The organism is Hydrogenophaga sp., from assembly GCF_018780385.1.
GTDB lineage: Bacteria > Pseudomonadota > Gammaproteobacteria > Burkholderiales > Burkholderiaceae_C > Hydrogenophaga.
In genome coordinates, this window is record NZ_JADMJO010000003.1 from 748850 (window position 1) to 767911 (window position 19062).

A 19062-nucleotide genomic window follows, 5' to 3' on the forward strand; every position below is an offset into this window, starting at 1 on the left:
ATTCGGCCCACTTCGCACCGCCCACCATGAAACTCCGACACGCCGCCCTGCCCTTGCTCGCTTCGCTGGCCCTGCTGTCAGCCTGCTCGAAAGAAGACGCCAGTGCACCAGCAGCCAGCGCATCCCCTGCCAGCGCCACCACCCCGATCGCAGCCTCACAAGCCCTGGACGTGCTCGCAGCGCAAGGCAAAGGTTTTGCGGCCGGCAAGATCCTCAGCGCGAACGCCGTGTATGTCTTGTTCGACCCGCAGTGTCCCCATTGCGCACGCTTGTGGGAGGCCTCGATGCCACTGCACGGCAGCGTGAAGTTCGTCTGGCTCCCGGTGGCCATCATGAACGCGAAGAGCGCACCGCAAGGCGCAGCCATCATGACCTCCACGAATCCCGTGCAGGCGATGGCCGCGCACGAAACATCGCTGCTGGCCGGCAATGGTGGCACCGCGGCCTCGGCCGACATCGCACCCGACGTCCTTGCTGCGATCAAGACCAACACAGACCTGCTTGAACGACTGGGAGCCACCTCGGTGCCCTACATCGTGGCGCGGCACCAGCGCAGCAACGAGGTGGTGATGCAGGCCGGCGCCAATGACACCCAGGCCCTGGCGAATTTCCTTGGCCTCGGACAGCCTTGAAGCGCGGTTTTCTGCCTTACCATCGCGCAGTCAAGCCGCCTTCGCGGCTGTTTAACGGAGGCCCCCATGGGCAAAGAGCAGCGCAACGAAAAACTGGCCAAGAAACCCAAGAAGGACACCTCGGCGCCCAAGGGCCCGGCCACGTCCGACCGGCCCATGCCACCGGTGACGGCGGTGGTGCCGCGCGGCAAGGAAAAGAACAAGTGAGCCTGGCGTGAAGGCCACCTGGAACGGCGCAGTGATCGCCGAGAGCGACGACACAGTGGTGCTGGAAGGCAACCACTACTTTCCTGAAAGCTCGCTCAACCGCGACCACGTGACCTTCAGCAACCACCGCACCAGCTGCCCCTGGAAGGGCCAGGCGAGTTACTACTCGCTGCTGGTCAACGGCGAACTCAACAGCGACGCGGCCTGGTACTACCCGGACCCCAAGCCCGAAGCCGACGAAATCCGCGGGCGTGTCGCCTTCTGGAAAGGCGTGAAGGTCGCGCCCTGAACCACCGGCGCGCCGGGGTCGCAATGACCCCGGCCAGCACTGGGCGACTGCCTTGCTCGCCCACCCCGCGGCGTATCCGAGCGGCACAACAAGCCCTCCAGGAGACACGCCATGACCCCCTCACTGCGCACCGCGCTACTCGGCCTGATGTGATCAGCGCCGGTCGGGCTTGCGCGGCTTGTTGGCGCGCTCTTTTTTCTTGCTCTGGCGCTCCGCATCGGCCTGCTGGCCGGCCGCAAGCCATTGCAGAAACTGCTCGGGGGTTTCCAGCGTGATGCGCCCGAGCACGCCGCTGCGGAAATCGGCAATCAGCAGCTCGGCGGCCTTTTGCCAGTTGATGGTACCGCCCGAGCCGATCGCGCCGCGTTTGCGCGCGATGGCCGCCATCACCTCCTCGTCGGGCAGGCTGGCCACGGTGTCCAGAGGCAGACCGAGCTTGTAGCGGGCTTCGAGCTGCGCGCCGTAGGTGGCCTTGAGTTTGGACAGCAGCTCCAGCGCCACCTCCTGGTCGTCGTAGGCGTTGCGACCCACCGCGCCGCTGGCGGCGAGGTTGTAGCCACTCTCGGGCACCACGATGCGCGGCCACAGCATGCCGGGGGTGTCGAAGAGATAGAAGTCGTCGGCCAGCGCGATGCGCTGCTCGGTGCGCGTGATGCCGGCCTCGTCGCCGGTCTTGGCCGCGCGCTTGCCCATGAAGGTGTTGATCAGCGTGCTCTTGCCCACGTTGGGGATGCCGCAGATGAGCACCCGCATGGGCTTGACCATGCCGCCGCGCAGAGGCGCGAGCTCGAAGCACGACGCGATGATGGCGCGCGCCGGCGCGGTGATGCTGGCGTCGAGCGAAATGGCGCGCGTGTTGGGCTGGGCGTTGTAGTGGGCGAGCCAGAGCGCGGTGCGCTCGGGGTCGGCCATGTCCTGCTTGTTGACCACCTTGAGCGCGGGCCGCCCGGCGGTGAGCTCGGCCAGCAGCGGATTGGCGCTCGACCCCGGCAGGCGCGCGTCGAGCATCTCGATCACGACGTCGATGTCCTTCACCCGCTCGGTGATGGCCTTGCGCGTGAGGTGCATGTGCCCGGGGAACCACTGGATGCTCATGGGAAAACGGTCTGGAAGAGAGATGGGGACCGGGGATTGTGCCTTGGTGTAACTCCCGGGGGCCGCTCGCGACCCGCGTCCCTACAATGAATTTCCACCACAACAACCCCTTGAGGAGCCCCATGGCCATCACCGTGAAAATCGATCTGGGCTACGAATTCGACGTCAAGGCCCCTGCGGCCGAGGTGTTCGAGGTGCTGTCCAACGTGCCCGAATCGGTCAGCCATTTCCCCAAAGTCGAGAAGCTCACCGACCTGGGCGGCGGTGTCTACCAGTGGGAGATGGAGAAGGTCGGCACTGCGCAGGTGAACATCCAGACCATCTACGCCAGCAAATACGTGAACGACAAGGCCAAGGGCACAGTGAAGTGGACACCGGTCAAGGGCATCGGCAACGCGCAGGTGGGGGGCAACTGGAAGATCGTGGACAACAAGAAGTCCACCGGCCTGACCCTGGCCATCCAGGGAGAGATCGAGGTCCCGCTGCCCGGGTTGATGAAGATGGTGGTGGCTCCGGTGGTCGAGGGCGAGTTCGAGAAGCTCGTCGAAAAATACATCGACAACCTGATCAAACGTTTTGGAGGTGAAGCTTGAAGCACCCTCGCCGCGCCCTCACGCGCTCAAGTTTTGCTTGAAGAAGGCCATGGTGCGATTCCACGCCAGCTTCGCTGCGGGCGCATCGAAACGAGGCGTGGTGTCGTTGTTGAAACCGTGCTGCGTGCCCGGGTACTGGTGAGCGGTGTAGCGCACGCCGGCGGCTTTCAATGCGGCTTCGTAGGCGGGCCAGGCGGCGTTGATCCGTTCGTCGACCGCCGCAAAATGCATCAGCAGCGGTGCCTTCACTTTCGCGGCATCTGCCACCGGCGGATGGTTGCCGTAGAACGGCACGGCTGCGGCCAGATCGGGAATCTGCGTCGCCAGCATGTGGGCGATGCCACCGCCATAACAAAACCCCACCACGCCCACACGGCCATTGCTGTCCGCGCGTGCCTTGAGCGTGGCTGCGGCGGCCAGCATGTCCTGTTCGGTCTTGGCCTGGTCGAGTGTGGCGAACAGCGTGCGCGCCTTGTCTTCGTCGCCGGGGTAGCCCCCCAGCGGCGTGAGCGCGTCGGGGGCCAGGGCCAGGTAACCATCGAGCGCGAGGCGGCGGGTGATGTCTTCGATGTGCGGGTTCAGGCCCCGGTTTTCGTGGATGACGAGCACGCTGGGCAACCTGCCAGTGGCATTGGCCGGTTTGGCCACGTAGGCCTTGACGGTGCCGTACCCCGCCGGTGAAGGCACATCCACCATCTCGGTTTTCAGGCGCGCATCGTCCTTGGGCACCATCTGCGCCGCCGCAAAGTTCGGGCTGAGCGCGGCCAGCAGGCCGGCGGCCGTCATGCCACCCACCGCGAACTTGCTCGCGCGGTCCAGAAAGCCCCGGCGATCCAGGTCGCCGTGCACGTACGCGTCAAACAGGATCAGCAGCTCCTGATCAAAGTCGGCAGCGGTCAGACGGGTCATGGTGTCTCCTGTGACAAAGCATGCAGGATAGACGCGACCCGCGCCGAATGAGCATTCACCACCTGGGCGTGCGGGTTTTGCCGCGCCAGGAACAGCGCACCACTACCAGGGCATCAGGCGGTGACGGCCGTGGGCTGAGCCTGGGGCCGGCCGAGGCGGGCCGGGGAGGTGTATTCCTGCCGGTAGATCTCGAAGGGCATGGAGTCTGCGGCTTCGATCGCGCGTTGGTCTTCGACCGACTTGGCCGCCATGGCCTCAAAACGAGCCTGCTGCTTGGCGCTCCAGTCGAGCGAAAGCAGGTGCTGGTGCGTGAGCAACGATTGCGCCCGCGCAAAGCCCACAAAAGAGTCACCATGGTGTGCATGCATGGCCTGCAACACGCGGGCCGAGGGCAGCAACTCGGGCGACTTGAGGTGGGCCATGGCCAATGCCACGGCGCTGGCGTGTTCGATGCTCCCATTCGCCTGGTCGAGTGACTCGGCGATGGGCATGAGTTCGATCAGGATCTCTTCGGCCCACTGCATGAGCGGCACGGACTGGCCTTCGCGCATGAGGTTCAGGCCGGGCTCGCGCCCGCGCGCGGCGGTGAGGTGCTGGTTGTGCGCGAGTTCGCGAATCTCGGCCGGTGTGTCGGGAGGACTCTCCGAGAGCAGGCAGTGCATCAGGAACACGTCGAGGAAACGCAGCGTGGGAGCGCCGATGCCGATGGGCTCGAACGGGTTGAGGTCCATCAGGCGCACCTCGATGTATTCAACACCGCGCTCACGCAGCGCGTGCAGCGGGCGCTCGCCCGGGTAGATCACGCGCTTGGGGCGGATCGTGCCGTAGAACTCGTTCTCGATCTGCAACAGCGTGGTGGCGAGCTGGTTGTAGTCACCGCCCGGGTTGCGGATGCCCACCGCTTCATACGCCGGCCAGGGGCGCGTGAGCGCGTCGTGCAGCGAGGCGGCGTAGCCCTCCAGGCCGTTGTAGCTCACGGCCAGCGTGGCCTGGGCTTCGCTCTGATAGCCAAGGCGGCCCATGCGCAGCGAGGTGCCGTGCGGCATGTACAGCGTGCCGCCATTGCCCAGTTTCTGCAGCTCGTGCTCGCGGCCTTCGACGAACGACGAACACAGGGCCGGTGAGGCGCCGAACAGGGTGAGCAGCAGGAAGGCGTGGCGGCGGAAATTGCGGATGGTGGCGAAGTATTCGTCGCTGGTCACGCCGGGCAGCGACCAGTTGTAGTGAATGCCCGAAATGGTCTGCATGCGTCGGCCATAGCGATGGCCCAGACCCATGCGGTAAACACTCTTGGCGCGGCCCACATTGGACGAGCCGTAACGGCCCAGCGGAATGGTTTCGTCGGTGGGCAGGCCGCAGGGCATGCTGGAGGCCCACATCATCTCGTCGCCCACAGTGCGCAGGCTGCGCACCGTGTACTGGTGGACTTCGGTGAGTTCGGCCAGACACGATTCGACCGATTCGTGCACCCCTGTGATGAGTTCGAGCTGCGACTCGCTGTAGTCGGTGGTGATGTGAGGGTGGGTCAGCGCGCTGCCCAGGGCAGCCGGGTGCGGCGTCAGCGCCAGCTTGCCGTCGGGCTGGGAGCGAAGGCTCTCTTTTTCAAGGCCACGGCGCATGCCGCGCAGGCGCTCGCCCGTGAGAGCGTCCAGCCGGTGATTCAGAGAGGTCATACAGGGGTGGTGTTACAGGTCCGGGGGCGGAAGTTAACACGGCTGCGCCATTTCTGCTGGCGGCCAGGCGCCGGAGGCCTGGCGAGACCGGGCATGAAGCTCAGCCCATGCGCTCCTGCAGGAAATCGAGGAAGCATGCGATGCGGGCCGCCAGTTGCGTGTTGCGGTAGTACACGGCGCTGATCGGCTGGCGCACATCCACTGTGTCTTTCACCAGCACCTGCACGAGGTCGCCGCGCTCGCGGTCGGCGCTGCTCATGAAGTCGGACAGGCAGGCGATGCCCACGCCCTGCAGCGCGAGCTGGCGCAGGGTCTCCCCGCTGGACGCCGTGATGTCGGGCACCACCGGCCATTCGTCGCCATGGGCACCGCGCAGCGGCCAGCGGTTGAGTGACTCGGGCTGGGTGAAGCCCAGCAGGCTGTGCTGCGCGAGGTCGGCCACGCTCTTGGGGCGGCCGTGCGCGGCCAGGTAGGCGGGGCTGGCCAGCACCCGGATTCGGCTGGTGCACAGCGCCCGGGCGTGCAGGGTGGAGTCCCGCAGCGCGCCGATGCGGATCGCCACGTCGGTGCGGCGCTCCAGCAGGTCGATGTTGAGCTCGTCGGTGTCCAGTTCGAGCGTGATCTGCGGATAGGCCCGGCGAAACGCGGGCACCAGCGGCACGATGGCGTGCAGCATGAACGGCGTGGCGGCGTTCACGCGCAGGCGCCCGGCGGGCCGCTGGCGGCGCGCGGCCATGTGCTCTTCGGCGTCGTCGATGGCCGCCAGGATGGCGCGTGTGCGCAGCAAAAAGGCCTGGCCTTCCTCGGTGAGTTCGGTGCGGCGGGTGGTGCGGCGCAGCAGCGTGGTGTCGAGCTTTTTCTCCAGCCGCCCCAGCGCCCGGCTGATGCCCGAGACGGTCTGGCCCAGGTGGTCGGCCGCGGCGGTGATCGAGCCACCATCCACCACGGCGGCAAAGGCCTGCAGTTCTTCCAGTGTGGTTTTCATGGGTTGCGACTGTCCTCCATTGTTGATTCCACGGCAAGTATCTTTGGATCAAAACCCCATTTTTCTGCAAAGCAAAAGCGCCCAGACTCCAGCCCTTCATCTTCAGGAGTTGTTCCATGCCCATTGCCTTGCTCGCGCTGACGCTCAGCGCATTCGCCATCGGTACGACCGAGTTCGTGATCGTCGGCCTGCTGCCCACCGTGGCGGCTGACCTGGCCATCAGCCTGCCTTCGGCGGGCCTGCTGGTCAGCCTGTACGCGCTGGGCGTGGCCATAGGCGCGCCCGTGCTCACCGCCCTCACCGGCCGGCTGCCCCGCAAGCGCCTGCTGCTGGCGCTGATGGCGCTGTTCACTGCCGGCAACCTGCTGGCCTGGCTGGCGCCCACCTACGAATCGCTGGTGGCGGCACGCATCCTCACGGGTCTGGCCCACGGTGTGTTCTTCTCCATCGGCTCGACCATCGCCACCGGTCTGGTGCCGCGCGAGAAAGCGGCCAGCGCCATCGCCGTCATGTTCACCGGCCTCACGGTTGCGCTCGTCACGGGCGTGCCGCTGGGCACCTTCATCGGCCAGCACTTCGGCTGGCGCGAGACCTTCCTGGCCGTCTCGGCGCTCGGGGTGATCGCCTTCATCGGCAGTGCGCTCTTCGTGCCGCGCAACATCGCCCACAAGGCCCCGGCCTCGCTCCTGCAGCAGGCCCGGGTGCTGGGCCAGCCGCGCCTGCTGCTGGTGTACGCCACCACAGCCATCGGCTACGGCGGCACCTTCATTCCCTTCACCTACCTGGCCTCCATCCTCACCGACGTCTCGGGCCTGCAGGCCAGTGCGGTCGGCTGGGTGATGCTGGTCTACGGCATCTCGGTGGCCGTGGGCAACCTCTGGGGCGGGCGTCTGGCCGATCGGCTGGGTCCCATCCCGGCGCTGCGCATCATCTTTGCGTTGCTGGCCGCCGTGTTGCTGCTGCTGCAGTTCACCGCGCCGCACCCCTGGCTGGCAGTGGCCACCGTGCTGCTCTGGGGCGCCGTGGCTTTTGGCAACGTGCCCGGCCTGCAGGTGTATGTTGTGAAGCAGGCCGAGCGCGTGGCGCCCGATTCGGTGGATGTGGCCTCGGGTTTGAACATCGCGGCGTTCAACCTCGGCATTGCCGGTGCGGCCTGGGCCGGTGGCCTGATCGTCACGCACCTCGGCCTGATCCACACGCCCTGGATCGGGGCGCTGGTGGTGCTGGTGTCGCTGGCACTCACACATCTCAGCGGCGTGCTGGACCGCCGCGGCGGCATCCCGGTGCGCGGCCACGGTCCGGTGCCGGTGGGCCACTAGGATGAAACACCCCCTGCGCCGCTTCGCGGCTTCCCCCTCTCTCGCCTGCGGCGGGAGGGGGACGGCATCTTGGGCCGGCGGAGCCGGACCCGTGATGCCCCTGGATGGGCGTTGTTTCATGCGCTACGGGTGGCGCTCCGGCGCCATGAAAAACGGATACATCCTTCCTCTTCCACAACGAAAGAACACCATGCAAAAACCCATCCCCGCCTTCGGCCTGGGCACCTTCCGGCTCAAGGACCAGGTCGTGATCGACTCCGTCAAGAACGGACTTGACCTCGGCTACCGCCTGATCGACACCGCGCAGATCTATGGCAACGAGGCCGAGGTCGGCCGGGCCATCAGCGCGAGGGCTGTGCCGCGAGCCGACCTGTTCATCACCACCAAGATATGGACCGACAACCTGGCGGGCGACAAGCTCGTGGCCAGCCTCAAGGACAGCCTGGTGAAACTGCGCACGGACCACGTGGACCTCACGCTGATCCACTGGCCCTCGCCGGGCGGCAGGGTGCCGGTGGCCGAGTTCATGGGCGCGCTGGCCGAGGCCAAGGCGCAGGGCCTCACGCGACTGATCGGTGTGTCGAACTTCAACATTGCGCTGCTGCGCGAAGCGATCAGCGCGGTGGGCGCAAGCGCAATTGCCACGAACCAGATCGAGCTGCATCCGTATTTGCAGAACCGCGCGCTGGTGGCCTTCGCACGCAGCCAGGGCATCCACACCACCTCGTACATGACGCTGGCCTACGGTGAGGTGCTGAAGGATCCGGTGGTGCAAAACATTGCCCAGGAGCTGAGTGCCACGCCGGCGCAGGTGGCGCTGGCATGGGCCATGCAGCTGGGTTACGCGGTGATTCCTTCATCAACAAAACGCGAGAACCTGCAAAGCAACCTGCTCGCCACCCGGCTGCGCCTGAGTGACGATCAGATGGCACGCATCGCGGCGCTGGACAAAGGTGGCCGGCTGGTCAACCCCGAAGGCCTGGCACCGGCCTGGGACTGAATGGCTTCAAGCCGCGCAGGCTTGCGGGGCGGTTTGCCGTTGCAGCCAGGCCTCAATGTGCGCGGGCTCGTTGAAGAGGCGCAGGTCGTCGTAGGCCTGCTGCGCTTCGGGGTAACGCTTGCGCAGGTAGTTGAGCCATTGTTTGAGGCGCCCGGCGCGGTGGCGGCGCTCCACGCGCGCGCTCACCTGTTGCCAGAAAATCTGGAGCAAGGGCGGCAGCACCTCCCAGGCCACGCCGCCCTGCCCCTTGATGGCGAGCGCAAGACCCGGGTCGGTCACCATGCCGCGCCCGATCATGAGGTGTTCGCAGCCGGTCACTTCGCGGCAACGCACCGCATCGGCCACGGTCCAGATCTCGCCGTTGGCGATCACAGGCAGGCGCAGGTGCGGTGGCAGCGACTGGCGCACCTCGGCCAGCCGGTCCCAATACGCAGGGGGTCGGTAGCCGTGGGCCTTGGTGCGCGCGTGGATCACGAGTTCGTCGGCGCCAGCCTCGGCGATCGCATGCGCGCACTCTTCAGCTCGCGCATCGTCGTTGAAACCCAGCCGCATCTTGGCCGACACCGGCACATGCGCCGGCACCGCGCGGCGCACTGCCGACACGATGCGGCCGATAAGCTCGGGCTCGTCGAGCAGCACGGCGCCGCCGCGACTCTGGTTCACGGTCTTGGCCGGGCAGCCGAAGTTCAAATCAATGCCGTGCGGCCCCAGGCTGGCGAGGCGTTCGGCGTTTTCAGCGAGGCAACTCGGGTCGGAGCCCAGCAGTTGCGCGCGCACTGGCACGCCTGCGCGGGTTCGGCCATCGTTGAGCAGTTCGGGCACCACGCGCACGAACACGCGCTCGGGCAGGAGCATGTCGGTGACGCGGATGAATTCGCTCACGCAACGATCGATGCCACCGGTGCGCGTGAGCACATCGCGCAGGGTGGCGTCGAGCAAACCTTCCATGGGGGCCAACAACAGCATGGGGGTATTGTCCTTTGCTTGGACAATGCGTTTCATGGCTTGCTTTCTTTCTCTTTCTCCGGCGGGTCCGTTCATCGGCGACCGGGCGGAACGCCTCCGCGAATGTCCCCCGGGTCGGCTGCGCCGCCCCTCCTCCTTGATTTCGCTGCGGCGTTCCACCCGATCACCGATGACCTCGTTGGTGCGCGGACGATTGCGTGCCTGCATCACTTCAGGCTCGCGGGCGCATGGCGCTCTGCGCAGCGAAATCAAGGGGGAGGACCGGCGCAGCCGGTCCGGAGGACATTCGCGGAGCAGAGCGCCGTGCGTCCGCGAGCCCGCGAGGTCGTTGTGAGCAATGTCTCCCTGATCCACGAAGACCCACACATCCTCGTGTTGGACAAACCAGAAGGACTGCTGGCAGTACCCGGCAAAGGCCCGGACAAACAGGACTGCCTGAGCACCCGCGCCCAAGCCCGATGGCCCGACGCACTGGTGGTTCACCGGCTCGACATGGCCACCTCTGGCCTGGTGGTCATGGCCAGAGGCATCGAGGCACAACGCCTACTCAGCCTCGCGTTTGAGGAGCGCCGCGTGCACAAACGCTACACCGCCGTCGTGAGCGGGGAGCTGACCAACCCGCAGCCCGACAACGGCTGGAACACCATCGACTTGCCGCTCATGGCCGACTGGCCCCACCGCCCGATGCAGAAGGTGGATCGCGAACAAGGCAAACCCAGCATCACCCGCTGGCGCATCGCCACGCAGCCATCAGCCCCCGGCACCACCCGGCTCGAACTCGAACCCGTGACCGGTCGCACCCACCAGCTGCGCGTGCACCTGCAAGCCCTTGGACACCCCATGGTTGGCGATGCGCTGTACGCTGCGCCCGACCAGCTCGCCATGGCAGACCGGCTGCTGCTGCACGCCCACTGGCTCTCGCTGCCGCACCCCCTTCATGGCCAGACCATCGAATTCCACAGCCCCTGCCCCTTCTGAACACACCATGACGCAACAACACCTCACCATCCTCACCGGCGCCTCACGCGGCATGGGCCTGGCCATGGCCCGCCAGTTGCTCGGCCCAACGCGTCACCTGCTGTGCATCTCGCGTCAGTTCAACGACGAGTTGACCGCCGAGGCCAAGACCCTGGGTGCCACGCTCACGCAGTGGTCGCAAGACCTGGCAGACACCACCGGTGCCGCGAATCGGCTTCAAGCGTTTCTGGAGAGCCAGCCCGCGAGCACCTGGGTCAGCGCCACGCTGATCAACAACGCCGGCGTGATCCCGCGCATCGGCCCGCTGGACCACTGCCCGCCCGAAGACCTGGCCAACGCGTTGCGCGTGGGGCTGGAAGCCCCCATGCAGCTCACCGCCGCCTTTCTGCGCGCCACCACCGCCTGGGTGCAGGGCGGCTGGCGCGGGCCGCGCAAGGTGCTCAACATCTCCTCGGGTCTGGGCCGCAGCGCCATGGCCGCGCAAGCGCCCTACTGCGCCGCCAAGGCCGGCATGGACCACTTCACCCGCTGCAGCGCTCTGGACGAAGCGCAGCGCGAACACGGGGCGCGCCTGGTCTCGCTGGCGCCCGGCGTGATCGACACCGACATGCAGGTGCAGCTGCGCGCGGGCGACCCCGCGGCCTTTCCCGACCGCAGCCGCTTCGTGGAACTCCAGCGCCAGGGCCAACTCACATCCCCAGACGAGGCCGCCTCCCGCGTGCTCGCCTTTCTGAACCGCGCCGATTTCGGCGAACAGCCGGTGGCGGACGTGCGCGGCTGAGTCCTCCCGCCAACCGGAGCACCTCATGAACCGACGCGAATTTGCGCTGACGACCGCCGTGGGAGTGGGCACCACCACCTGGCCCGCCCATGCCCAGGCCCCAGGCTTCTGGACCCTGCTGCGCGAAGGCGGCTGCGTGGTGCTCATGCGCCATGCGCAAACCGAACCGGGCGTCGGCGACCCGCCTGACTTCAAACTGGGCGAGTGCGGCACGCAGCGCAACCTGAGCGAGGCGGGGCGCGAGCAGGCCCGGCGCGTGGGTGCGGCGTTCACGCGCGAACGTGTGAAGCTCGACCAGGTGCGATCGAGCGCCTGGTGCCGCTGCGTGGACACCGCCATGCTGGCCTTCAAGCAGAACACCGTGTGGCCACCCATCAACTCGTTCTTCGGTGGCAGCGGCCAGGACGAGCAGACCCGCGCCGTGCTGGCCGCGGTGGAGGGTTGGCAGGCGCCGCGCAACCTGATGCTGGTCACGCACCAAGTCAATGTCACGGCGCTCACGGGCGAATTCCTCGCCATGGGCGAGGTCTTCGTGACACGCCCGGGCACCCAGGGCAGCCACGCCAACCGTTTGCGCGTGCTCTCCCGCCAGACGTTCTGACGCAGGTCAAGGCGGACGCTGGTACACGGACTACGATGGCGATTGCCCCAACCATCAGGAGACCCCCATGAGCAGAGAAGTTGTTGTCGTCAGCGCCGTGCGCACCGCCATTGGCACCTTTGGCGGCAGCCTGAAGGACCAGCCCCCCACCGACCTCGGCGCGCTCGTGGTGCGCGAATCGCTGGCGCGTGCCGGCGTGGACGGCAAGGACGTGGGCCACGTGGTGTTCGGCCATGTGGTCAACACCGAGCCCAAAGACATGTACCTCTCCCGCGTGGCCGCCATCAACGGCGGCTGTGCCGAAGGCACGCCCGCGTTCAACGTCAACCGGCTGTGCGGCTCTGGCCTGCAGGCCATCGTCTCGGCCTCGCAAAGCATCTTGCTCGGCGACACCGACGTGGCCATCGGCGGCGGCGCGGAAAACATGAGCCGAGCACCCTTTGCCAGCCTCAACATGCGCTGGGGCGCGCGCATGGGCGACACCAAGATGGTGGACATGATGGTCGGCGCGTTGCACGACCCCTTCCACACCATCCACATGGGTGTGACGGCCGAGAACATCGCGGCCAAGTGGGGCATCACCCGTGACGACCAGGACAAGCTGGCGGTGGAAAGCCACAACCGGGCTCAGCGCGCCACTGCAGAAGGCCGCTTCAAGGACCAGATCGTGCCGGTGGTGCTCAAGAGCAAGAAGGGCGACGTGTCCTGGGCGACCGACGAACACTTCCGCCCCGACTGCACGATGGACGACCTGGGCAAGCTCAAGCCGGTGTTCGTGAAAGAAAACGGCACCGTGACCGCCGGCAACGCCTCGGGCATCAACGACGCCGCCGCGGCCGTGGTGCTGATGGAAGCCGGCACCGCGAAAGCGCGCGGCGCGAAACCGCTGGCGCGCCTGGTGTCGTACGCCCACGCCGGCGTGGACCCGAAGTACATGGGCATCGGCCCGGTGCCGGCCACGAAGATCGCGCTGGAGAAGGCTGGCCTGACGGTGAAGGACCTGGACGTCATCGAGGCCAACGAAGCCTTTGCCGCGCAGGCTTGCGCCGTCACGCGAGACCTCGGTCTGGACCCGGCCAAGGTCAACCCCAACGGTTCGGGCATCTCGCTCGGCCACCCGATCGGCGCGACCGGTGCGCTGATCACGGTCAAGGCCATTCACGAGTTGCACCGGGTGCAGGGTCGCTACGCGCTGGTGACCATGTGCATTGGCGGCGGACAGGGGATTGCGGCCATCTTCGAAAGGATATGAGCCCCCAGGGCCGTGGTGGCCTTTCTCGACGAAGTCTTCATGGCCAACTCGGCCATCCTCGACACCCGGCTGGGCCTGTTTCAGAAACGCCAGTTCGACAACCGCAGCCTCACGGCGCTGTATTTTCCGAACGCGATCCGGCGTTGACAGGCGCCAACCCGGGCGAGGGATCAGCCTGCCCATGCACGAGCAGGTCGATGACCGCGAGCACGGCGGGGTCCGCCGCGTGGAAGGTGATGTTGCCGAGCCCGCGCGTGCGCACCACCAGTCGCGGCGCCACCCAGCCATCCAGTGGCTTGAAGCGCAGCAATTTCACTTGCGAGATATCGCTCAGGGGCACGCTGGTTCGCCACAACCAGCCTTGCGACAAGGTGTCGCTGGAGATGGCGGTGGTTGCCAACAGGATGTTGAGATAGCCCCAGACCACGATGGCCAACGCCAGGCCGGCAAGCAACAGCACCTCAGGTCCCGGCGGGAGAGCGGACAACACAGGAAGCGCGCCAACGGCACTGGCCAGCAACCCGACCATGGCCAAGGTGGCGAGCGCCTGGATGGGCCGTGGGAATGAGCGGCCTTGAACCGGCGTGAAAGTGGCCAGCGTCATTTCGCGGGCTCCGGCTCGGTGCTCGGCGGCGCCGCCTGCTTGAACAATTCTTCGGCGTCGACTTCGCTGCTCGGCTCGTCCGCCACCACCGGCATTTCCACTTTGTCCAGATCGAACTCCACCTTCTTGTCGAGAAAGACCGTGACGGTTTGCGGCACGAAGATCACCACCACCACCAGCACCAGTTGCAGGATCACGAAGGGAATGGCGCCGAGGTAGATGTCGCGCGACTCCACCTTGCGCGGCAACACGCCGGCTTTGAACAGCGAGTCCGAGATGCCTCGCAGGTAGAACAGCGCGAAACCAAACGGCGGGTGCATGAAGCTGGTCTGCATGTTCACGCACAGCAGCACGCCGAACCAGATCAGGTCGATGCCCATCTTCTCAGCCACCGGCCCGAGCATCGGCAGGATGATGAAGGCGATCTCGAAGAAGTCGAGGAAGAAGGCCAGGAAGAAGATGAAAACGTTGACGACGATGAGGAAACCGGTCTGTCCGCCCGGCAGGTTGCTCAGCAGGTGCTCGATCCAGATGCCACCGTCCACGCCCTGGAACACCAGCGAGAACACGCGCGAACCGATCAGGATGAACACCACCATGGCGGTGATGCGCATGGTGCCGGTCATGGCCTCGCGCACCAGCGCCCAGGAGAGGCGGCGGTGCAGGGCCGCCAATGCGAACGCACCGGCCGCGCCCATGGCCCCGGCCTCGGTGGGCGTGCAGATGGCGGTGGAGATGCCGGGCAAGCCGCCCATGCTGCCGAGCACCGCGAAGATCAACACGGCCGACGGGATGATGCCGCGCAGGCACTGCTTCCACAGAGCCCAGCCGCTGGCGGTGCGCGCTTCCAGCGGGATGCCGGGCAGCGCATGGGGGCGCAGGCGCGTGAGCACGAAGGTGTAGGTGAGAAAGATCAGCACCTGCAGGATCGACGGACCCCAGGCGCCCTTGTACATGTCACCGACGGAGCGGCCGAGCTGGTCGGCCATGACCACCAGCACCAGCGAGGGCGGCACCAGTTGCGTGATGGTGCCCGAGGCGGCAAGCACACCGGTGGCGTAGCGCATGTCGTAGCCGTGGCGCATCATGATGGGCAGCGCGATCATGGCCATGGCGATCACCTGGCCGGCCACGGTGCCGGTGATGGCGCCGAGGATGAAACCCACCACGATCACCGAGTAGCCCAGGCCACCTCGCCTGGGGCCGAACAGCTGACTCATCGATTCCAGCAGGTCTTCGGCCAGGCCGCATTTTTCGAGGATGGCGCCCATCAGCGTGAAAAATGGAATGGCCAGCAGCAGGTCGTTGGACAGGATGCCGAACAGGTTGAGCGGCAGGTTGCCCATGAACGAGGCCGGGAACCAACCCATCTGGATGGCGTACAGGCCGCAGGTCAGGCCCAGCGCACCCAGCGAAAAAGCCACGGGAAAGCCGATGAGCATGACGACGATCAGGCCCGCGAACATCAGCGGGGCGAAGTTCTCCATGCTCATTGCAGTGGCCTCTCGTAGTGGGTGTCCATGTCGTGAACGTGCATCAACCAGCCCACGCGCTTGATGATTTCAGACACGCCCTGCAGAGCCACCAGGCACATGCCCAGCGGGATGGTCAGCATCGCCGGCCAGCGGATCAGCCCGCCCGCATTGCCCGACATCTCCTGGCTCAGGAACATCTTGGTGAGCACCGGCAATGTCGCCCAGGCGATGAAGAGCGTCATGGGCAACAGGAAGAGCGTGAGGCCCAGCAGATCGATCACGACCTTGGTGCGTGTGGGATACATGCCGTAGAAGATGTCCACACGCACGTGTTCGTTGACGCGCAGGACCTGCGCCGCACCGAACATGACGCAGATGGCGAACAGGTACCACTGGATCTCCAGGAAGGCGTTGGAGCTGTAGTTCAGGGAATAGCGCACCACCGCGTTGGTGGTGCTGATCGCGCAAGCGACCAGGATGGCCCACTTGGCCACGGCGGCGAACCGGTCCGTGACGGCGTCGATCAGCCGGGCCAGTGCCAGCAAGCGTTTCATGTTGTTGTCTCCTCGGGGATGGGGCGCGGCATGTGGCCTGCCAAGTCGCTGCGCAGCGTACCGCTGCGGCCGTAAACGCCGCGTATAAAAGCAGCCGTTGCCCGTCAGGCCCCGGTGCTGGTGGCGAGCAGCCGGTAGCCCACGCCCATCTCGGTGAGCAGGAAGCACGGCGCGGTGGGGTCGGCCTCCAGCTTCTGGCGCAACTGGCGCACGTAGATGCGCAGGTAGTGGCCTTGTTCACCGTGACCAGGCCCCCAGACCTCGCGCAGCAGTTGCCGCCCGGTCACCACGCGGCCGGCATGGCGGGCCAGCACCTCCAGCAAGCGCCACTGGGTCGCGGTCAGCTTGATGGGTTGACCCGCCCGGCTCACGCTGCGCGCCAGCAGATCGATGGATACCTCACCCAGCGCCAGGGCCTGCCCCGCGGCTGGCGATGTGCCAGCGTGTCGCAGTGCCACGCGGATGCGTGCATGCAACTCGGCCACCCCGAAGGGCTTGCTCACGAAATCGTCGGCACCCGCGTCCAGCGCATCCACCTTCTGGCTTTCCTGCGTGCGCGCGGACAACACCAGGATCGGCCGTTGCGTCCAGCCGCGGATTTCGCGGATGAGCGCCACGCCGTCCCCGTCGGGCAACCCCAGGTCGATGAGGAACAGATCAATGCGGCGGTTTGCCGCCAGCGTGGCACCCTCGCGCGCGGTCGCGGCCTCGACCACGCCATAGCCCTCGGCCACCAAGGTGGTGCGCAACAGGTCGCGGATGGCGGGCTCGTCGTCAACGATGAGCACTTGCAGCGTCGAAGGTGGGTTCATTCGTGGAGGTCCAGGGGTCTGGGCTCGTTGGCCGGCCAGGGAATGCGCATCTCGAACACTGCGCCACCGTCGCTGCGGACGTGTATGTGACCGCCGTGCAGCCGCGCCACCACTTCACAGATCGCCAGCCCGAGCCCGGTGCCTGCTGCAGAGCCGGCCGCGGGGTCGCGGTAGAACTTGCGAAAGACCTCGGACTCCTGGCCGGGCAGCAGGCCGGGTCCCTGATCTCGCACCGACAGCGTCCAGTCGTCGGGGCTGAGCCGTACGGCCACCACGATGCGCCCCTGCGGTGGTGAGTGCTGCACCGCATTGATGAGCAGATTGGTCATGGCCTGCGTGACCAGTCGCGGGTCGCACCACACGATGTCGTCCTCGGCGGCCTGCACATCGACGCGGCGCTCGGCCATGTCGCCGCCCGCCATGGCCAGCGCATCGCGCACCAGCTCACCCACCGGACACCATTCGCAGTCCGGCCGCACAGCGCCATCCTGCAGTCGCGCGAGGTCGAGCAGGTCGCTGGTCAGTGACTGCAGGCGCTGCGCCTGGTCGAGCATGTTGTGCAGCAAGGCGTCGTGCTGCCCTGGCGTGATCTGGTGCCCCTGCGTGAGCACGGTGGTGGCCGCGCCGATGATGGCGGTCAGTGGTGTGCGGAAGTCGTGCGAGATGCCCGCCAGCAAGGTATTTCGCACGCGCTCGGTCTCGGCCTGAATCGCCGTCTGCTGGCTGCGCAAGTCGGCGTTGCAGCGGTCCAGCGCAATCGCGGCCTGGTTGCTCAGCGCCTGCAGGAGGTGCAGATCCTCGGCGGTCTGGCGTTCGACCGGCAGGTGATCCACCTGCAGCACGCCCAGCGGCTGGTCGGCGGCGTTGAGGCCGAAGCGGTACACGCCGTCGGGCGATGGCACGAGCGGATGCAACGGTGCGTCCGGTGGCAGCACCTCGCCCAGAAGGATCCGGCCCTGTGCGCCCACACCACGCTCGACCGCCTGCAACAGCGTGCGCCCGATGTCTGCGGGTGTGCGCGCAGTCGACAGACTTTGCGCCAGCAGGCTGAGCGACTGGGCACGGTCGGCCAGCGCCAGGGCCGCCACCGCGGCAGCTCGCGCGCGCACCGCCAGACGGCTGACCGCCAACCCCACGCACAGGGTGATGGCAAAGGTGAAGAAGTACTCCGGATCCGTGGGCTTGAGCGACCAGCGCGGCGCGACGAAGATCCAGTCGAAGATCAGGATGGCGCCCAGCACCGTGACCACCGACGCGACGAGGTCGCGCATGAGGGCCACGTACAACACGCCCACGAGGTAGATCAGGATCAGGTTGATGGGGTGCAAATGACTGGCGATCACGGCGCACAGCGCCGTGCAGGCCATCAACACGGCCAGCGGCAGGCGCCAATACCGCAACGACCAACGCGTCGGGCTTTGCGCGACCCATCGACCGCTCACGCTCGGGGCGCTGTGTTCCGAGCGCTGCGCCACCAGAACGTGCACCTGCGCGCTGGGCACGGTGGTGCCCAGCAGTTCGGTGAAATCGCTCAGGCGCTCGCCAAAACCAGGCCAGTAGACGGTGCCGGTGGCCTGGTCACCCAGCAACACATCAGAGACCATGCCACCCTGCGCCTGCTGCGCGATTTGCTTCATCAGGTGGCCGCCGGCGTTCATGTTGAGACTGGAGTGCACGATCTGAGCCCCCCCGGCGCGGGCCAATTGCAGGGCCTGCTCCAGATCCTGTCTCACGGCCTGGCTGGCGTAACGGGCGGACACCGTGTCCAGGTGCAACACCCGCCACGGGCTCGATCTCCCCTGCTGGAGCTGGTGGCCGTGGCGCACCAGTTGCAGGGCCTGGCCATCCGCCATGACGCATACCAACAGCATGCCCGGCGTCATGCACGGTTCACCAGGCGCGCCGCCGCTTCGGCACAAAGCCCTTGGCGCAACAGGTCGATCAGGACCGGGTTCATGTGGGGATCGCGAATGCGTTCGAGCAACGCGTGATCGGCGGGGGAAGGTGGATAGCGTACCAGCAGGGTCAACGCGTCGCGCACCGGTTCGTGGTCCGGCGTGTCCATGTCGATGGCGGTCTGCAAGCGCACGTAGATCAACCGGGCACTCCGCAACCTGCGCACCGCAGCATGGGGCACCACCACCCCCCGGCCCAGCGCGGTGCCGCCGCGCGCCTGGCGCACCGCGAGTTGTCGTGCCACTGCGCCGTTGCGGATGCGCTTGCCGTCCGCCACGATGTCGTCCACGAAGTCAAACAAGGTCGCGGCGTTGATGGCGCTCACGCCCAGGTGCGCTTCCACATCAAGGTGCGTTGTGATTTGTTCGTCCACGTTGGGGG

At 66.6% G+C, this 19062-nt stretch carries 22 protein-coding genes; 11 read left to right on the top strand and 11 right to left on the bottom strand.

The window, feature by feature from the left end:
• The first annotated feature begins 26 nt into the window (after positions 1 to 26).
• From IV113_RS04075 to IV113_RS04085, 3 genes are all read left to right on the top strand, one after another.
• The gene (locus IV113_RS04075; RefSeq protein ID WP_291081056.1) at positions 27 to 632 is read left to right on the top strand and encodes a thioredoxin fold domain-containing protein; all 606 of its coding nucleotides are present in this window, start codon (positions 27 to 29) and stop codon (positions 630 to 632) included.
• Positions 633 to 698: 66 nt separating this feature from the next.
• Positions 699 to 839: a hypothetical protein gene (locus tag IV113_RS04080; RefSeq protein WP_291081058.1), complete on the top strand. Its 141-nt coding sequence runs from the start codon at positions 699 to 701 to the stop codon at positions 837 to 839.
• 7 nt (positions 840 to 846) lie between these two features.
• Positions 847 to 1128: a DUF427 domain-containing protein gene (locus IV113_RS04085; RefSeq protein ID WP_291081060.1), complete on the top strand. Its 282-nt coding sequence runs from the start codon at positions 847 to 849 to the stop codon at positions 1126 to 1128.
• Positions 1129 to 1281: 153 nt separating this feature from the next.
• Here IV113_RS04085 and ylqF read toward each other — a convergent pair whose 3' ends face one another.
• Positions 1282 to 2223 (bottom strand): ribosome biogenesis GTPase YlqF, encoded by a 942-nt coding sequence (gene ylqF / locus IV113_RS04090; protein ID WP_291081062.1) that lies wholly within the window; start codon positions 2221 to 2223, stop codon positions 1282 to 1284.
• A gap of 122 nt (positions 2224 to 2345) precedes the next feature.
• Between ylqF and IV113_RS04095 the strand changes: the two genes are divergently transcribed.
• The gene (locus IV113_RS04095; protein ID WP_291081064.1) at positions 2346 to 2816 is read left to right on the top strand and encodes an SRPBCC family protein; all 471 of its coding nucleotides are present in this window, start codon (positions 2346 to 2348) and stop codon (positions 2814 to 2816) included.
• 18 nt (positions 2817 to 2834) lie between these two features.
• On the opposite strand, the gene IV113_RS04100 is transcribed toward IV113_RS04095, so the two are convergent.
• From IV113_RS04100 to IV113_RS04110, 3 genes are all read right to left on the bottom strand, one after another.
• Positions 2835 to 3725, bottom strand: a complete 891-nt coding sequence (locus tag IV113_RS04100) for a dienelactone hydrolase family protein (protein ID WP_291081066.1) — start codon at positions 3723 to 3725, stop codon at positions 2835 to 2837.
• Positions 3726 to 3838: 113 nt separating this feature from the next.
• Complete coding sequence (gene gshA, locus IV113_RS04105; RefSeq protein ID WP_291081068.1) at positions 3839 to 5398, bottom strand: glutamate--cysteine ligase; 1560 nt, start codon at positions 5396 to 5398, stop codon at positions 3839 to 3841.
• Positions 5399 to 5498: 100 nt separating this feature from the next.
• Complete coding sequence (locus tag IV113_RS04110) at positions 5499 to 6383, bottom strand: LysR family transcriptional regulator (protein WP_291081070.1); 885 nt, start codon at positions 6381 to 6383, stop codon at positions 5499 to 5501.
• Positions 6384 to 6499: 116 nt separating this feature from the next.
• On the opposite strand from IV113_RS04110, the gene IV113_RS04115 reads away from it, so the two are divergent.
• Both IV113_RS04115 and dkgB read left to right on the top strand, forming a co-directional pair.
• On the top strand, positions 6500 to 7702 hold the full coding sequence (locus IV113_RS04115; RefSeq protein WP_291081072.1) for an MFS transporter: 1203 nt from the start codon (positions 6500 to 6502) through the stop codon (positions 7700 to 7702).
• A 190-nt stretch (positions 7703 to 7892) separates the two neighbouring features.
• Positions 7893 to 8702, top strand: coding sequence for a 2,5-didehydrogluconate reductase DkgB (gene dkgB, locus IV113_RS04120; protein ID WP_291081074.1), 810 nt, complete (start codon positions 7893 to 7895; stop codon positions 8700 to 8702).
• Between the two features lie 6 nt (positions 8703 to 8708).
• Here the strand turns inward: dkgB and IV113_RS04125 are convergent, their stop codons facing one another.
• Entirely contained in the window at positions 8709 to 9668 is a 960-nt protein-coding gene (locus tag IV113_RS04125) for a tRNA-dihydrouridine synthase (protein ID WP_291081076.1), read from the bottom strand.
• Positions 9669 to 9998: 330 nt separating this feature from the next.
• On the opposite strand from IV113_RS04125, the gene IV113_RS04130 reads away from it, so the two are divergent.
• From IV113_RS04130 to IV113_RS04150, 5 genes are all read left to right on the top strand, one after another.
• Positions 9999 to 10646 (top strand): RluA family pseudouridine synthase, encoded by a 648-nt coding sequence (locus IV113_RS04130; protein WP_363318577.1) that lies wholly within the window; start codon positions 9999 to 10001, stop codon positions 10644 to 10646.
• 7 nt (positions 10647 to 10653) lie between these two features.
• On the top strand, positions 10654 to 11427 hold the full coding sequence (locus IV113_RS04135; protein ID WP_291081080.1) for an SDR family NAD(P)-dependent oxidoreductase: 774 nt from the start codon (positions 10654 to 10656) through the stop codon (positions 11425 to 11427).
• A 25-nt stretch (positions 11428 to 11452) separates the two neighbouring features.
• Entirely contained in the window at positions 11453 to 12028 is a 576-nt protein-coding gene (locus tag IV113_RS04140) for a histidine phosphatase family protein (RefSeq protein WP_291081082.1), read from the top strand.
• Between the two features lie 67 nt (positions 12029 to 12095).
• Positions 12096 to 13280: a beta-ketothiolase BktB gene (gene bktB / locus IV113_RS04145; protein WP_291081084.1), complete on the top strand. Its 1185-nt coding sequence runs from the start codon at positions 12096 to 12098 to the stop codon at positions 13278 to 13280.
• Positions 13281 to 13292: 12 nt separating this feature from the next.
• Entirely contained in the window at positions 13293 to 13427 is a 135-nt protein-coding gene (locus IV113_RS04150; RefSeq protein ID WP_291081086.1) for a hypothetical protein, read from the top strand.
• On the opposite strand, the gene IV113_RS04155 is transcribed toward IV113_RS04150, so the two are convergent.
• From IV113_RS04155 to IV113_RS04180, 6 genes are all read right to left on the bottom strand, one after another.
• A complete protein-coding gene (locus tag IV113_RS04155; RefSeq protein ID WP_291081088.1) occupies positions 13390 to 13884 on the bottom strand; it encodes a hypothetical protein in 495 nt (164 codons plus the stop codon). The genes IV113_RS04150 and IV113_RS04155 overlap by 38 nt on opposite strands.
• The gene (locus IV113_RS04160; RefSeq protein ID WP_291081090.1) at positions 13881 to 15377 is read right to left on the bottom strand and encodes a TRAP transporter large permease subunit; all 1497 of its coding nucleotides are present in this window, start codon (positions 15375 to 15377) and stop codon (positions 13881 to 13883) included. Before IV113_RS04160 ends, IV113_RS04155 begins: the two co-directional genes overlap by 4 nt.
• The gene (locus IV113_RS04165) at positions 15374 to 15913 is read right to left on the bottom strand and encodes a TRAP transporter small permease subunit (protein WP_291081091.1); all 540 of its coding nucleotides are present in this window, start codon (positions 15911 to 15913) and stop codon (positions 15374 to 15376) included. The genes IV113_RS04160 and IV113_RS04165 overlap by 4 nt, the downstream gene beginning before the upstream one ends.
• A gap of 104 nt (positions 15914 to 16017) precedes the next feature.
• Positions 16018 to 16725 carry a response regulator gene (locus IV113_RS04170; RefSeq protein WP_291081092.1) on the bottom strand — a complete coding sequence of 236 codons (708 nt, stop codon included), beginning with the start codon at positions 16723 to 16725 and terminating at the stop codon, positions 16018 to 16020.
• Positions 16722 to 18608: an ATP-binding protein gene (locus IV113_RS04175; protein ID WP_291081093.1), complete on the bottom strand. Its 1887-nt coding sequence runs from the start codon at positions 18606 to 18608 to the stop codon at positions 16722 to 16724. Before IV113_RS04175 ends, IV113_RS04170 begins: the two co-directional genes overlap by 4 nt.
• The gene (locus IV113_RS04180) at positions 18605 to 19054 is read right to left on the bottom strand and encodes a PTS sugar transporter subunit IIA (protein WP_291081094.1); all 450 of its coding nucleotides are present in this window, start codon (positions 19052 to 19054) and stop codon (positions 18605 to 18607) included. The genes IV113_RS04175 and IV113_RS04180 overlap by 4 nt, the downstream gene beginning before the upstream one ends.
• Positions 19055 to 19062 lie beyond the last annotated feature (8 nt).

What these genes read in the sequence shown, in the direction of transcription:
- IV113_RS04095 (WP_291081064.1), top strand. Translation starts at nt 2,346, where the DNA reads ATGGCCATCACCGTGAAAATCGATCTGGGCTACGAATTCGACGTCAAG.
- IV113_RS04100 (WP_291081066.1), bottom strand. Translation starts at nt 3,725, where the DNA reads ATGACCCGTCTGACCGCTGCCGACTTTGATCAGGAGCTGCTGATCCTG.
- IV113_RS04080 (WP_291081058.1), top strand. Translation starts at nt 699, where the DNA reads ATGGGCAAAGAGCAGCGCAACGAAAAACTGGCCAAGAAACCCAAGAAG.
- IV113_RS04135 (WP_291081080.1), top strand. Translation starts at nt 10,654, where the DNA reads ATGACGCAACAACACCTCACCATCCTCACCGGCGCCTCACGCGGCATG.
- IV113_RS04160 (WP_291081090.1), bottom strand. Translation starts at nt 15,377, where the DNA reads ATGAGCATGGAGAACTTCGCCCCGCTGATGTTCGCGGGCCTGATCGTC.
- dkgB (WP_291081074.1), top strand. Translation starts at nt 7,893, where the DNA reads ATGCAAAAACCCATCCCCGCCTTCGGCCTGGGCACCTTCCGGCTCAAG.
- IV113_RS04175 (WP_291081093.1), bottom strand. Translation starts at nt 18,608, where the DNA reads ATGACGCCGGGCATGCTGTTGGTATGCGTCATGGCGGATGGCCAGGCC.
- IV113_RS04115 (WP_291081072.1), top strand. Translation starts at nt 6,500, where the DNA reads ATGCCCATTGCCTTGCTCGCGCTGACGCTCAGCGCATTCGCCATCGGT.
- bktB (WP_291081084.1), top strand. Translation starts at nt 12,096, where the DNA reads ATGAGCAGAGAAGTTGTTGTCGTCAGCGCCGTGCGCACCGCCATTGGC.
- IV113_RS04110 (WP_291081070.1), bottom strand. Translation starts at nt 6,383, where the DNA reads ATGAAAACCACACTGGAAGAACTGCAGGCCTTTGCCGCCGTGGTGGAT.
- IV113_RS04140 (WP_291081082.1), top strand. Translation starts at nt 11,453, where the DNA reads ATGAACCGACGCGAATTTGCGCTGACGACCGCCGTGGGAGTGGGCACC.
- IV113_RS04125 (WP_291081076.1), bottom strand. Translation starts at nt 9,668, where the DNA reads ATGCTGTTGTTGGCCCCCATGGAAGGTTTGCTCGACGCCACCCTGCGC.
- IV113_RS04155 (WP_291081088.1), bottom strand. Translation starts at nt 13,884, where the DNA reads ATGACGCTGGCCACTTTCACGCCGGTTCAAGGCCGCTCATTCCCACGG.
- IV113_RS04075 (WP_291081056.1), top strand. Translation starts at nt 27, where the DNA reads ATGAAACTCCGACACGCCGCCCTGCCCTTGCTCGCTTCGCTGGCCCTG.
- IV113_RS04165 (WP_291081091.1), bottom strand. Translation starts at nt 15,913, where the DNA reads ATGAAACGCTTGCTGGCACTGGCCCGGCTGATCGACGCCGTCACGGAC.
- gshA (WP_291081068.1), bottom strand. Translation starts at nt 5,398, where the DNA reads ATGACCTCTCTGAATCACCGGCTGGACGCTCTCACGGGCGAGCGCCTG.
- IV113_RS04170 (WP_291081092.1), bottom strand. Translation starts at nt 16,725, where the DNA reads ATGAACCCACCTTCGACGCTGCAAGTGCTCATCGTTGACGACGAGCCC.
- ylqF (WP_291081062.1), bottom strand. Translation starts at nt 2,223, where the DNA reads ATGAGCATCCAGTGGTTCCCCGGGCACATGCACCTCACGCGCAAGGCC.